Source organism: Kribbella yunnanensis (assembly GCF_039529655.1).
Lineage (GTDB): Bacteria > Actinomycetota > Actinomycetes > Propionibacteriales > Kribbellaceae > Kribbella > Kribbella yunnanensis.
The window spans coordinates 38118-51535 of the sequence record NZ_BAAANF010000002.1 but is presented as its reverse complement, the minus strand read 5'-3'; the positions used below and the strand labels follow the sequence as shown (position 1 = coordinate 51535).

The following is a 13418-nucleotide window of genomic DNA, read 5'->3' as shown; positions in this document are numbered from 1 at the left end:
TAAGGACAGGAGGTAGTCGTCTACGTAGACAGCGGCGCCCGTGTGGCCGAGCCGCGCGAGCGCCGCCGCATACCTATACGTCCTGTCGTTAGCGCGTTGGTTGAGGGTCCTAGGTCAGGACGACGCCGATGCCGGTGATGGCGAGCTGAGCCAGCGCCACCGGTACCAGGACCTGCCAGGCGAGCTTCTGGAGCTGGTCGGCGCGCATGCGGGGGAACGAGACGCGGACCCAGATCACCACGAAGGCGACCACGGCGGTCTTCAGGATGGTCCAGATCCAGCCGATCGAATCGGGGCCGGGCCCGGACCAGCCGCCCAGGAACAGTACGGCGGTGAGGGCCGAGAGGATGACGATGCCGGCGTACTCGGCGAGCAGGAAGAGGGCGAACCGGAGGCCGGTGTATTCGGTGTACGGGCCGAAGATGACCTCGGAGTCGGCGACCGGCATGTCGAAGGGCGGGCGCTGGAGCTCGGCCAGGCCGGCGATGAAGAAGACGACCATGCCGGGAAGCTGCCAGAGCAGCCACCACGGGTTCCAGGCGTCGGCGATCCCGGTCAGACTCAGCGAACCGGCCGCGACCGCGACACTCGCCGCGGACAGCACGAACGGGAGCTCGTAGCTCATCAGCTGTGCCGCGACCCGCAGACCGCCGAGCAGGCTGTACTTGTTCCCGCTCGCCCACCCCGCCATCAGCGAACCGAGCACCCCGACACTCATCACCGCGAGCACGAAGAACAACCCGGACTCCAGATCCGCGCCGACAATCCCAGGCGCGATCGGGATCGCCGCCAGCGCGGCCATGTACGGCAGGATCGCGACAAACGGCGCCCACTCGAACACCCGCCGATCCGCGGCCGCCGGAACCACGCTCTCCTTCTGGACGAACTTCACCCCGTCCGCGACCAACTGCGCCCAGCCGTGGAAAGCCCCGGCGTACATCGGCCCGAGCCGTGACTGCATGTGCGCCATCACCTTGTGCTCGGCCTGACCGACCACCAGCGGCGCCACCAGGAAGGCGACGATCACGCCGACCACCCGCACCACGAACTCCAGCATGCCCGCCACCCTATCGACTCCCGCTTGACCTGAACCACCGTTGAGGTCCGAAGGTGGGCGTCATGAGCACAGTTCTGGTCATCGGAGCCACCGGCCGTACCGGCCGCCACATCGTCACCGGCCTCCGCGCCGCAGGCGTCACAGTCCGCGCCTTGGTCCGTACGCCGGACCTCGCGGATCTACCCGCGGACGTCGAACTGGTGGCCGGTGATCTGCAAGACCCAGCCGCCGTACGACGGGCCGCTGTCGGGGCGGACGCCGCCTTCCTGCTGTGGCCGTGGTTCTCGTCGGAAGGTGCGGCGGCCGTTGTCGCGGAGTTGCCGCGGCGAGTCGTGTACCTGTCGACGCTGGGTGGGGGTGGGTTCTGGGGCGAAATCGAGGAGCTGCTGAAGGATCGGGACTGGACCTTCGTGCGGCCGAGCGGGTTCGCCGTGAACACGCTCGCGTGGGCCGAGCAGATCCGGGCTGGCGCCGTACAACTCCCGTATCCGAAGGCTGCGCGGTCGCTGATCCACGAGCGCGATATCGCGGCGGTCGCCGTACTGGCTCTGTTGGGTGACCATCACATCGGTCAGATCTATGAGCTGACGGGGCCCGAAGCCATCACCCAGGAAGACCAGGTCGCCACGATCGCTGGTGTCATCGGTCGGCCGATCCGGGTCGAGGCGTTGACCGATTCTGCGGCTCGCGACGCGATGCTCGCACAAGGCGCCGACCCTTTGCTGGCCGACAGCGCAGTCACCTATTGGGCATCACTCGTCTCCTCCCCTGAACCCGTCACCACAACAGTCGCCACGTTGACCGGCCGCCCCGCGTTGACCTTCGCCACCTGGGCACGCGAGCACGCCGCCGACTTTCCTGCCGATCGCTAGCCCGCCGTCCGGGCACGCGCCCTCGGACACGTCCCGCCGCGCGGCCTTGGCGTCGGGAAGGACACGTAGAGGTGCGTGTCGGTCGGCGGGTGGGAGCGTTCGCACACGGGCGGATCCGCGGGCGGGGCGACTACTACGTGTTCTTAGCTACGCGGTCAGACGAGTGGTAGCCGGAGCCAGCCGCCGATGTCATGGCGGCCGGCGGTTCGGGCTGCGGTGCGGGCACCGTGGTTGGCGGAGTGGATGGTGCCGATGAGGATGTGGGTGGGGTCGGGGAGGGCGGCGGCCAGGAGGTGGCTGAGGTGGTGGCCGTAGGCGTTGCCTCGGTGTTTCTTGGTGATGATGAGTTCGCGGACGACGTAGGCGGGGAGGCCAAGGGAGTCCTCGGGTTTGACGACGGCGGCGGCGTACCCGGCCCATTCGTCGTTGACCATGACGTCGAAGAGCAGGCCGGTGTCGGCGGCATCCTGGAGGTCTTCGAGGTCCTGGATGCTTGCTTCCTCGACGTGATGCGGGTGGGCTGCGTCGACGTCTGCGTACGCCTGCTGGGCTTCGTCGTAGTGGTCGACGGTTGCGGTCTGGCGCAGGGCGAGGCCGGGCGGTACGTCGGTGGGACCGAGGTCGCGGATCGGGGCGGCTAGGAAGCGGCGGTCGGGCTCAGTGCCGGGGAGTTCGGGATCGGCGCTCCAGAGGCGGAGGTAGCGCGGGTTGTGCATGCCGTAAAGGTCGAGAGCTGCTGCTGCGAGCGCCGGGAAGTCGCCGGGGTGCGGTGAGCGCGTCATCGGGGTGGCGTCCACGAACGGTTTGGTGGCGTCGCCGCCTTCGAACCGCATACTGAACATCGCGTGGAGATCCCCGGCGGGGAGCCAGTAGTTGAGCATCGACTCGGCAGGGTGGCCGGGTGCGAAGCGGTCGGTGCGGAGTTGTGCGATCTCCATCGAGTTCGCGAGCAGGACGTCCGGGTCCTCGTGCTGGATGGTCAACAACTGCAACCGGGTCTCGTCGTCCACCCACGCCCGCGTCAACGGATGCTGCCGCTCGAGGGTGTACGCGGCCAACTCAGCCGCAGTAATCGTCATACCAACAAATCCTCAGCCGTCGCAGGGTCAGCCCGCGGAGGGCTGAAGGTTCGTCTGCCGTCGACTGCGACAGGCGTGCCGTTGTCCATCGATTACCGGCGACACTGTTCCCACAGTCGAGGCGGGCCGCTCGTTGTGGCGCGCCGAACGAAGCCACCGTGGGGATGACTATCCAGGTCAGCGGCTAGCGGACCGCCACCACTGTCCAACTCAGCACCCGTGGTGCGGTGCACGCTCAGCGGGTCCTGCTTCACCGGCTCAGAAGCGGTTAGTGAGTGGCGCAGGTCCGCCCACCGACCACCGCTCCGTCGGCACGACCCCCGCCCGCGCAGCACCGCAAGCGCCCGGAGGCGACACTTCCTGTGCTTCGTGCCTCCCCACCAGCCCAACCACCGCGACCGAAGCCACCGTGCCCGAGGCACGACCGAAGCCCACCGTGCCGCACCGCCCACCCCTCGAGCAGGAGAGCCCGGTTTGGCTGGCTAGGCACCCAAATCAAGGGTTAAGCACCGTGATTCTGGGTGTAGGACCCCCAATATGGCTGCCCAGCCAGCGAAATGGGTGCGGGTGGGCTGGGGTGATCGTCAGGGTGGAGGAGTGGTCGGGGCCCGCGGGTGGAGTGGGGCGGGAGGGAGCGCATCCCCAGGCGCAGCCGCATCCGCAGGCCCAGCCGCTTCCCCAGGCGGCCGCATCCACAGGCGTGTCCGCATCCACACGCGTGTCCGCAGCAGAATCCGGGGCCTAGCCGCCCCTGCCTCCGCCTCCGCCTCCGCCTCCGAAGCAGCATCCGCAAGCTCCGCGTCCTCCACGGCCGGCAGCACATCCACGGGCGGAGCAACACCAACCGGCACAACCACGCTCACGGGCGGACTGACATCCGCGGACGAAGCAGCATCCGGACCCCAGCTCCCGCGGGCAGAACCGCATCCCCAGCCGCATCCGCACACCGCATCTGCGTGCGGGTTGCACCAGTCGGCGGAACCGCGTCCACAGGCGGAGTGGCATCCACGGACGAAGCAGCATCCCCAGGCAATCAGCTCCCCGCGGGTGGACCCGCATCCGCATCCTCCGGACCCGACACCACATCCGCGGGCGGGGTGACACCGGTCCGCGGAACCGCGTTCACGGGTGGGCTGACATCCGTCGGCGGAGTGGCAGCCGCGGGCGAGGCACCCTAGGCAGGCGGAACCGCGTCCCCAGGCGAAGCACCATCCGCATCCGCGGCCGAAGCGTTCTCCGCATCCGACACTGCGTCCACGGGTGGGGTGACGGCAGTCGGCGGAACTGCGTTCACGGGTGGGGTGACATCCGTGGGCGGGACGGCATCTGCCGGTGCAGGCGTGTCCACGGGTGGGGTGGGGTCTGCTGATTTGCGGGTTCGGCGGTCTGCGGCGGCTCGGCGGGGGCGGGCGGGGGTGGCGGCGGCTTGGGCGGGGGCTAGGGGGTCTGGGTCGGGGGTGCCGGGTGGGCGGGGGCCCCAGGAGTCGGGGTCGGGGACACCGGGTGGGAGGGTGCGGCGGCGGGAGGGGGCGCCGGGGGTGGGGGCGTGGTCGGATTCGCCGGGTTCTTTGGCGCCGGGCCAGGGTTTGGCTACTCGGGCGGCGAGGATGAATTCTTTGCGGAGGGGGTTGCCTTCGAAGCCGTCGGGGAGCAGGAGGGGGACCAGGTTCGGGTGGCCTTCGAAGGTTATGCCGAACATCTCGTGGGTCTCGCGCTCGTGCCAGTTTGCGCCGGCGTACAGGTCGGACAGGGTGGGGAGGCGCGGGTTGTCGCGTGGGATGAGGGTGCGGACCAGGACGTGGTCTACGTGTGCGCCGCCCCAGAAGTCGGCTAGGTGCGTCACGATGCGGAAGCCGTCGGTGAGTTCGTCGGAGGCGGATAGGAAGTCGAAGAAGGTGAAGCCGACCCCGTCCCGCAGCACCTCGTGCGCGGCTACCCAGGCGGCGGCCGGTACGTCGATGGTCGTGGGACCGAAGCTGTCTGCGGCGACTGCTTCGATGCCGGCGGTGGTGAGGGCGTTCAGGGCGTCGCTGACACCAGCGCCGGTGCTCATTGCGGCGGCACCAGGTCGCGGGTGAGCGCGGCGGCGGACGGTTCGTCGTACCGGTCGGTGAGTTTCTCGCCGGCGATTTTCTCCTGGAGTTTGAGGATGCCTTGCAGGAGGGCCTCGGGGCGTGGCGGGCAGCCGGGGACGTAGACGTCGACGGGGATGATCTGGTCTACGCCCTTGGTGACGCAGTAGGAGTCCCAGTAGGGGCCGCCGGAGTTGGAGCAGGAGCCGAACGAGATGACGTACTTCGGCTCCGGCATCTGGTCGTAGAGGCGCTTGATGGCCGGTGCCATCTTGTCGGTGACCGTGCCGGAGACGACCATCAGGTCGGCCTGCCGTGGTCCGGGGGCGAACGGGATGACGCCGAGCCGGATGAAGTCGTGCCGTCCCATCGACGCCGCGATGAACTCGATCGCGCAGCAGGCCAGGCCGAAGTTGAACACCCACAGGGAGTACTTCCGGCCCCAGTTCAGCAGGTACCGGACCGGGGTGGGCGCGAGCTTGGCCAGCGCACCCACGGCCGGGCGCACGGCCGGCAGCGGCAGGTCGGTCTGGGACATGGGGTCAGCCTAGTCCGGCGATCTCCTCGGCGAGGATTTCCGGGTACTCCAGCGGCGCGTAGTGTCCGACGCCGTCGACAGTCCGCAGCCGGACATCGCTGAAGAAGTCGTCCAGCCGGTCCGACCAGGCGCGCGGGAACAGTGGGTCGAACTCGGGCCACAGTACGACGGTTGGCACGTTGATCCGGTCGTACGACGCGGGTGCCGTCTCGGCTGCGGACATCGCGACTGCGCCGGAGCCGCCGCGGTACCAGTTCAGCGAGGCGGTGAACGCGCCTGGGACCGAGTACACCTCGACGAGGTGGTCGATGTCCGGTACGAATCCAGGGCCGGACCAGTGCTGCCAGAAGTGGTTCAGGTACGACCGAACGGCGTCGGGCTTGCCGTCGATCAGCTCTTCGATCAGCGGTAGCCGGTGGAACGACTGGTACCAGAACTCGCGCTGAGCCTGCTCGGAGAACACCCGCTTCCCAATCCCCGGCAACGGCGGCGCGACCACCAGTCCGTCGATCAACTCGGGGTGCGTGCGCGCAATCGCCTGTGCGACCCGACTGCCGACGTCGTACCCGGCGAGCACCGGACGATCCAGCCCGAGCTCCTCGATCAACCCGATGACACTCCGAGCCTGCCCAGCCGCACCGAACTGCGTGGGGTCGACAGCAGCAGGTGAGTCCAACCGCGTGGGATCGATACCGGCGACGTACGAGCCGCCGAAGCCGCGAAGGTCCGGTACGACGACCTCGAAGCCGCGGTCGGTCAGGAGTGGGGTTAGTAGGCGGTAGTCGGTTCGGTCGCCGGGCCAGCCGTGGAGGAGGACCACTGCTGGGCCTTCGCCGGATCGGTCGTAGTCGAGCTCGAATCCGTCCACCGCTGCGCTTCGCATGCGGCCCATTGTCGACTACCTTGATTGAACAGGACTGAACAGGTTCATTCCGGCTGGAGGCAACGTGTCTGAGCAGGTGGAGTCCCGCAGCTTTGGCGTGGAGAGCAACGGGCTGAACGTGATTGCGGACGCGGACCGGAAGGGGCGGCCGGGGCAGCTGTTCTGGCCGTGGTTCGGGGCTAACGTTTCGGTGCTTGGGCTTAGTTACGGGGCGTTCGCGCTGGGGTTCGGGATCTCGTTCTGGCAGGCGGTGGTGGCCGGGGCGGTGGGGATTGTGTTTTCGTTCCTGCTGTGTGGGCTGATCTCGTTGGCCGGCAAGCGGGGTTCGGCACCGACGATGGTGTTGAGCCGGGCGGCCTTCGGGGTGCGGGGCAACAAACTGCCGTCGCTGGTGTCCTGGCTGCTGACGGTCGGGTGGGAGACAGTGCTGACCATCCTCGCCACGCTCGCCACGGCGACCGTGTTCGAGCGCCTTGGCTGGGGCGGCGGCACGGTGACGAAGGTCGTCGCGCTGCTCGTTGTCGGCGTACTGATCGTGGTCTGCGGTGTTCTCGGGTTCGACTTGATCATGCGAGCGCAAACGATCATCACCGTGGTCACCGGCGTCCTGACCGTGGTCTACATCGCGCTGGTCGCGGACAAGATCCACTGGAGCGCCGTCTCCGCACTCCCTAGCGGTTCGACGCAGCAGGTGATCGGGGCGCTCGTGTTCCTGATGACCGGCTTCGGCCTCGGCTGGGTGAACGCGGCCGCCGACTACTCCCGCTACCTGCCGCGCAGCTCGTCGAGCAGAAGCGTGGTCGGCTGGACGACGTTCGGTGGTTCGGTCGCGCCGCTTGTGCTGCTCTTCTTCGGTCTCCTGCTGGCCGGTTCCTCCGAAGACCTCAGCAAGGCGATCAGCGCCGACCCGATCGGCGCGCTGGCCGCAGCACTGCCGACGTGGTTCCTGGTCCCGTTCGTGATCGTCGCCGTACTCGGCCTGGTCGGCGGCGCCGTGCTCGACATCTACTCGTCCGGCCTGGCGCTGCTGTCGATCGGCCTCCCGGCCCCACGCTGGGCCGCCGCGCTCATCGACGGAGTGGTGATGATCGCCGGAACCATCTACGTGGTGTTCTTCGGCGACGAGTTCCTCGGTGAGTTCCAAGGCTTCCTGATCACGCTCGGCGTCCCGATCGCGGCCTGGTGCGGCATCATGCTGGCCGATCTCGCGACCCGGCGCCGCGACTACGCCGAGCGCGATCTCTATGACCCGATCGGCCGGTACGGCGACATCCGCTGGCTGCCCGTGCTCACCATGCTCGTTGCCACTGGCATCGGTTGGGGCCTGGTCACGAACACTCTCGCCTCCTGGCTGACCTGGCAGGGCTACCTGCTCAGCCCGTTCGGCCTCGGCACCAAGGACGGCGACTGGGCCTACGCCAACCTCGGCGTCCTCGTTGCCCTGGCCCTCGGCTTCCTAGTCCAGCTCCTCGCAGGCGCCCGCTCCGTCCGCCGCCAGGAGGCCGTCGCTTAATGCCGGAGGGCCTCAAGCACGAGCGAGTAGCCGCCGTGCTCGCCCGGGAGATCAAAGCCGGGCTGGTACGGCGTGGCGCGCGCCTGCCCGGTGAGGTCGAGCTGGCGCGCCGGTTCGGGGTCAGCCGGAACACGGTCCGCGCGGCACTGTCGGAGCTGACCGAGGAAGGTCTGATCAGCACCCGCACCGGCAAGGGCTCGTTCGTGGTGTTCGACGGCCGCCCTCTCGACGGCCGCCTCGGCTGGACGCACTCCCCCGCGGACCGAGACCTCGACGTCGAGCTCCGCACCATCCGCATCGCCCACGAACACACCGCCCACCGCTCCGACCGCACCGAGAAACTCATTGTGATCGAGCGGTTGCAGCTCACCGGCCACAAACCGATCGCCTGGGAGCGCAGCTGGATCCCAGCGCTGGACAGCCTGCGTGAGCTGCCGAAACGCGGCCTGGTGAGTGACTCGATCGCCCTCACCCTGACCCGCGCCGGACTGCACCCGGACCACTGCCAGCAGCGGCTCCGCGGCCGCGCGCTCGACACGGCCGAGGCCAAGCTGCTCAAGCGTCGTACCGGCTCCTGGTTCCTGCACACCGAGCGGACGAGCTGGACCGCGGACGACCGCTTCGCCGAGTACGCAGAGTGCTTGCTCGACCCCTCTTACTTCGAGCTCAGCCTGGACTACGGAACCTCCTGAGCGCTGCATAGGGAGTTGTGCCGATGCGGCCCTCCCCCTCAGACGAGCACTGTCTGGGCATGTCCTTCTACACACCAGAATCGGTCCGGGCAGAGACCCGGTACCGCCAGGAGAAGCTGCGGCGCTCCTACCAGCGCCCGCTCTGGTTCCAGCGCAAGCCGAAGACGCAGCGGCCCGAGCCCTGCGCCCCCGAACTCCGCGCCCACCCCGTCATGTGAACACCCCTCCAGGCACCTCCTAGGTGCCGGTCCGGACTCCCTAGGACCCCCTAGGGAGCCGGGATAGGGAGGAGTTCCGATGTGCGGAGCTACCTCAGAAGAACAGAGTTACTGATGTCGGCAGGACGCCGGCACCACACCAAGGAGAACCCCATGTACACGAACGCATCGGTCAAGGCCGAGGTCGACTACCGCCGTGAGCGCCTCGCCCGTGACTTCCGGCAGCACCGGAACACCACCGGAGCCCGCCGGACCCTGACCCACCTGTTCGGCCGGAAAGCCTGAGGGGAGGTACACCATGTTCATCACACCGCAGACGATCAAGGCAGAGACTGCCTACCGCCAGGAGCGCACCAAGCGTGAGTTCCGCAAGCTGAGCCTCCGGCACCGCCCGGAGCAGGCCGCCAAGCCCGCTCCGCGGCACGCCCGCCGCTCTTTCACCAAAGCCGCATGAGCGCGAAGGTCGCCGTCCCTGACCCGATAGTCCAGGTCAGGGACGGCGTTTTTGTTGCTGGAGGCGCTCTCCGGACGGGATGCCGTCGATTTGTGTCGGTGCCAGGGGCGAAGATGGACTCCGTGCCCTGGACCTCGACACCCCTCGTCGGCCGCTCGACCGAGATGGCTGCCCTCCTCAGTGCCGTTGACGACGCCAAAACGCGTCGCGCCGGCGCAGTTCTGCTGTCCGGTGACGCGGGCGTCGGCAAGACCCGCCTGCTGGACGAGGTGGCGACCGGCGCCCACGAGCGCGGTTTCGGCGTCCTGGTCGGGCACTGCACCGACTTCGGTGACGCCGGCCTGCCGTACCTGCCGTTCTCGGAGATCTTCGGCCGGCTGGCCGGCGACCGGCCGGATCTGGTCGAGAGCGTGCTCAAGAACTTCCCGGCGATCGGCCGGCTGCTGCCCACCCACCGCCTGATCGGCGCCCAGCCGGTGCCGCAGGACGGCCCGCTGGATCGCGCCGCGCTGTTCGACGCGGTCCTCGGCGCCTTCACCGCGTTGTCGACCAGCGAGCCGCTGCTGGTGATCGTCGAGGACGCGCACTGGGCCGACGACTCCACCCGGGACCTGATCGGTTTCCTGATCACCCGGCTGACCGCGCAGCGCCTCACCCTCGTGGTCTCGTACCGCAGCGACGACCTGCACCGGCGGCACCCGCTCCGCCGCCCGATCGCCGAGTGGTCGCGCAACCCGCGCGTCCGCCGGGTCAACCTGCTGCCGCTGGACGCCACCGAGTCGCGCTCACTGCTCGATTCCCTGCTCACCGAACCGCTCCCGGAGAGCGACGTACGGCGGATCCTCGATCGGGCCGGCGGGAATGCGTTCTTCACCGAAGAGCTGGTGGCCGCGTCGTCGATGGGCGACAGCGCCGCCGTACCGCCTGATCTCGCTGATCTGCTGCTGGTTCGGCTCGACCCGCTGTCCGACGAGGCTCGTCAGGTCGCGCGGGTAATCGCAGTGGCCGGCCGACGTGTCCCGCACACGCTGCTGACCACGGTTGCCGGGCTGCCCGACAACCAGCTCGACCTCGCGCTGCGCGAGCTCATCGACGCGCACATCATCGACGTACCGGGCAATGCCAGCTACTACTTCCGGCACGCGCTGCTGGCCGAGGCCGTGTACGACGATCTGCTGCCGGGCGAGCGGGTTCGCCAGCACGCGGCGTATGTCCAGGCGCTGAAGGATCAGACCGTCGCTGGTACGGCGGCTGAGCTGGCCGGCCATGCCACGCGCTCACATGATCTGGCGACTGCGTTCGAGGCGCGGGTCCGGGCCGGTCAGGAGGCGATCTCGGTCGCGGCGCCGCAGGAGGCGCTCAAGCACTACGAGATGGCGCTGGAGCTGTTCCCGAACGCAGCCGAGGACAACACGATCGACAAGACCTGGCTGATCGCCGACACCGCGATGGCGGCCACGCTGTCGTCGCAGCACCTGCGTGCGCTCAAGCTGCTCCGCAAGGCGCTCGTGGAGCTGCCGGCGGACGCACCGAAGGTCCAGCGCGCCCAGCTGCTGCTTCCGCTGGCTGACATCGCGCTGGTCATCGACCAGGATCAGGAAGCGAACGAAGCGGCCACCCAGGCGCTCAAGCTGGTCGCCGACGAGCCGTCCACCGTGTTCAAGGCCCAGGTCGCCACGCTGTACGCACGGGTGTCGGCCGGACTGGGTCGGTCGATGGAGGCCGAGCGCTGGGCACACAAGGCACTCGAGATCGCCCGTGAGGCCGGCGTGGAGTCTGCAGCCGGGGACGCCGGGATCACGCTGGCCCAGTTGCGCCGCCGGGCCGGTGATCCGGCGACCGCGGCGCGCCAGATGGAAGAGGCTGCAGTGCGGGCCGAGCTGGCCGGTGACGCGGCGGCCGAGGTGCGCAGCCGGTTCCTGCTCGGCTCGATCCAGTACGAAGAGGGCGATCTGCAGGCGGCCAAGGCGACCTTCGCCACCACCTGCAAGCGAGCCGGCGAGCTCGGGCGACAGTGGGCGGCGTACGGGTTCGACGCCCGGCGGATGCTGGCGCTGACGCAGTTCACGCTCGGCGAGTGGGACGCAGCGACGGAGACCACGCGGGTCGACTCCGGTACGCCGGCAGCGTCGGCGGCCGCTTTGCGAGGTATCGAGTTCAACGTTCGGGGCGGGCGCGGGGACACCGCGGTGGCCGAGGAGCTGGAGACGCTGCGGAAGTGGTGGGAGCTGGATCTGCTGCTGCCGATCAACGGGCTCCAGCCAGCCGTCGACGCGTACCGCCAGCTCGATCGGCCGACCGATGCGGAGAAGCTGATCGAGGACATCACAGCGCTGTCCGAAGACGTGTACCAGACCGAGTTGTTCACCGCCCGGATCCGGTTCTCGGCCATCGGGCTGCAGGTGCTCTGCCACCGCGCGGTCGGCGAGCCGTCTGCGGCCAAGGAGCTGGTCGCCCGCGGCGCCGAGCTGGTCGCGGGTGGTCAGACGACAGCCGAGAAGGGCATGCCACCCGGCCGGTTGCTGGGTGTCGAAGGGCTCGCCTGGCTGTCGCGGCTGGAGGCCGAGTGGGAGCGGTTGCGCTGGCTGACGGGTATCGATCCGCCGTTGCCCGAGGAGCATGTCGCGGTGTGGCGGCGGACGACCGAGGCCTTCGGGTACGGGTACGTCCACGAGCAGGCGTGGTCACGGGCGCGGTTGTCCGACGCACTGCGCGCGGCGGGCAAGGTCTCCGAGGCGAACGAGCAGGCGCTCCTGGCCGCGGAGACGGCGAAGGCGCTGGGCGCCAAGCCGCTCCTCGATGAGCTCGGCGGGACCGAAGGGCCTGGGCTGGGCGGGGGTGCGTTGACCGCGCGCGAGACCGAGGTGCTCAAGCTGCTGGCCGAAGGGCGGACTAATCGGCAGCTCGCCCGCGAGCTCTACATCAGCGAGAAGACGGTCAGCGTGCACGTGTCGAACATCCTCGGCAAGCTCGGCGTTCGCTCCCGCACCGAAGCCGCCGCAGTCGCCCGGCGAGACGGCTTGCTGGACTGAACACAATCTGTTGCCTACAACAAGCGTCTGACCCAGCACGGACGGTGGCTTCAACGAACGACTGACCTACCACCCAGAGTGCACCGCTCACGATCGGCGCTGTGCGGCCACCGATCATGAGCGGTGCTGGGCGGGACCCGGTGTGGGGACCGGGCGCTCCCGAATTCGGCGGCCGAGACCGCCTGTGGGGTGGGTCAACCGTGCTTTCGGTGCCGGCCGGATTCGTGGGCGACGCGGCGGGACCGGTGGTCGGCGAGCTCGTCGGCGGTGGCTGGAGGGACTGGACGCTCGACCTGGGTGATGTCGTCGAAGACGTGCTGTGCATGCCGCATCCGGGTCGCCGCGAGCAGGAGCAGGACGGCCGCGACGATGCCGATCGCCACCCAGAGTTGCCAACTCATCGCCTCACCACCCTCGCACTGTGTGGTACCCCGGCGTAATCACGATAACCGCGATTCGACCTGTTGGCGACAGCCCGGACGCAATGCGTTATCAGCAGGGCGATCACGATCACAATTGTTGCCCGGCGCAATGACAAGCGGTGATCAAGCAACGGTTTGAGTGGATTTGAAAGGTGACGATCCGTCACTTCCGGAGAATCGAGACTCCTCGGTCAACGAATACACAGAGTGACGAAAATCGGCTCAGGTCCAGCGCAGAACGCCCTTGCGGTATGCGTAGAGCAAACCCACTGCGACGAAGGCGAGGAAGACGAACATCTCGATCAGCGTGGCGACCCCGAGGGTCGCAAACACGGTCGCCCAGGGGAACAGGTAGACCGCGTCGACGGCGAAGATGACGTACAGGTAGGCGAACAGGTAGTACCGGATGTGGACCTGCGCCCAGCCCTCGCCGACGGGGTCGACACCCGATTCGTACGTCGTGAGCTTGCCCTCGGTCGGGTACCTGACGGTCAGCGCCTTGTTCAGCGCGAACGCCCCGATCAGCCCGAGCAGACCGAGGACGACGATCGCCGCGACAACGCCATAGCTCTCCGACACAGGTCGC

At 68.5% G+C, this 13418-nt stretch carries 14 protein-coding genes; 7 read left to right on the top strand and 7 right to left on the bottom strand.

Translation table 11 applies throughout. The features are described 5' to 3' along the window. Positions 1-109 precede the first annotated feature (109 nt). Positions 110-1057, bottom strand: coding sequence for a complex I subunit 1/NuoH family protein (locus tag ABD231_RS01505; RefSeq protein WP_344144311.1), 948 nt, complete (start codon positions 1055-1057; stop codon positions 110-112). A 62-nt stretch (positions 1058-1119) separates the two neighbouring features. On the opposite strand from ABD231_RS01505, the gene ABD231_RS01500 reads away from it, so the two are divergent. Continuing rightward, positions 1120-1929, top strand: a complete 810-nt coding sequence (locus ABD231_RS01500) for an SDR family oxidoreductase (RefSeq protein WP_344144308.1) — start codon at positions 1120-1122, stop codon at positions 1927-1929. 155 nt (positions 1930-2084) lie between these two features. Here the strand turns inward: ABD231_RS01500 and ABD231_RS01495 are convergent, their stop codons facing one another. From ABD231_RS01495 to ABD231_RS01480, 4 genes are all read right to left on the bottom strand, one after another. After that, entirely contained in the window at positions 2085-3008 is a 924-nt protein-coding gene (locus tag ABD231_RS01495; protein WP_344144305.1) for a hypothetical protein, read from the bottom strand. 1174 nt (positions 3009-4182) lie between these two features. After that, positions 4183-5061: an NADH-quinone oxidoreductase subunit C gene (locus ABD231_RS01490; RefSeq protein WP_344144302.1), complete on the bottom strand. Its 879-nt coding sequence runs from the start codon at positions 5059-5061 to the stop codon at positions 4183-4185. Continuing rightward, a complete protein-coding gene (locus ABD231_RS01485) occupies positions 5058-5618 on the bottom strand; it encodes an NADH-quinone oxidoreductase subunit B (RefSeq protein ID WP_344144299.1) in 561 nt (186 codons plus the stop codon). The genes ABD231_RS01490 and ABD231_RS01485 overlap by 4 nt, the downstream gene beginning before the upstream one ends. Before the next feature lie 4 nt (positions 5619-5622). Further along, positions 5623-6501 (bottom strand): alpha/beta fold hydrolase, encoded by an 879-nt coding sequence (locus ABD231_RS01480; RefSeq protein WP_344144296.1) that lies wholly within the window; start codon positions 6499-6501, stop codon positions 5623-5625. A 64-nt stretch (positions 6502-6565) separates the two neighbouring features. Between ABD231_RS01480 and ABD231_RS01475 the strand changes: the two genes are divergently transcribed. From ABD231_RS01475 to ABD231_RS01450, 6 genes are all read left to right on the top strand, one after another. Then, positions 6566-8014, top strand: coding sequence for a purine-cytosine permease family protein (locus ABD231_RS01475; protein ID WP_344144293.1), 1449 nt, complete (start codon positions 6566-6568; stop codon positions 8012-8014). Next, positions 8014-8706 (top strand): GntR family transcriptional regulator, encoded by a 693-nt coding sequence (locus tag ABD231_RS01470; protein WP_344144290.1) that lies wholly within the window; start codon positions 8014-8016, stop codon positions 8704-8706. The genes ABD231_RS01475 and ABD231_RS01470 overlap by 1 nt, the downstream gene beginning before the upstream one ends. 59 nt (positions 8707-8765) lie before the next feature. Continuing rightward, positions 8766-8924 carry a hypothetical protein gene (locus tag ABD231_RS01465; protein ID WP_344144287.1) on the top strand — a complete coding sequence of 53 codons (159 nt, stop codon included), beginning with the start codon at positions 8766-8768 and terminating at the stop codon, positions 8922-8924. A gap of 153 nt (positions 8925-9077) precedes the next feature. Beyond that, on the top strand, positions 9078-9209 hold the full coding sequence (locus tag ABD231_RS01460; RefSeq protein ID WP_344144286.1) for a hypothetical protein: 132 nt from the start codon (positions 9078-9080) through the stop codon (positions 9207-9209). Positions 9210-9222: 13 nt separating this feature from the next. Then, entirely contained in the window at positions 9223-9378 is a 156-nt protein-coding gene (locus tag ABD231_RS01455; RefSeq protein WP_344144284.1) for a hypothetical protein, read from the top strand. Between the two features lie 113 nt (positions 9379-9491). Continuing rightward, a complete protein-coding gene (locus ABD231_RS01450; RefSeq protein WP_344144282.1) occupies positions 9492-12410 on the top strand; it encodes a helix-turn-helix transcriptional regulator in 2919 nt (972 codons plus the stop codon). A gap of 194 nt (positions 12411-12604) precedes the next feature. Here the strand turns inward: ABD231_RS01450 and ABD231_RS01445 are convergent, their stop codons facing one another. Together ABD231_RS01445 and ABD231_RS01440 are read right to left on the bottom strand one after the other, a co-directional pair. After that, complete coding sequence (locus ABD231_RS01445) at positions 12605-12811, bottom strand: hypothetical protein (protein WP_344144280.1); 207 nt, start codon at positions 12809-12811, stop codon at positions 12605-12607. Between the two features lie 243 nt (positions 12812-13054). Beyond that, on the bottom strand, positions 13055-13411 hold the full coding sequence (locus ABD231_RS01440) for an NADH-quinone oxidoreductase subunit A (RefSeq protein ID WP_344144278.1): 357 nt from the start codon (positions 13409-13411) through the stop codon (positions 13055-13057). Positions 13412-13418: the final 7 nt, after the last annotated feature.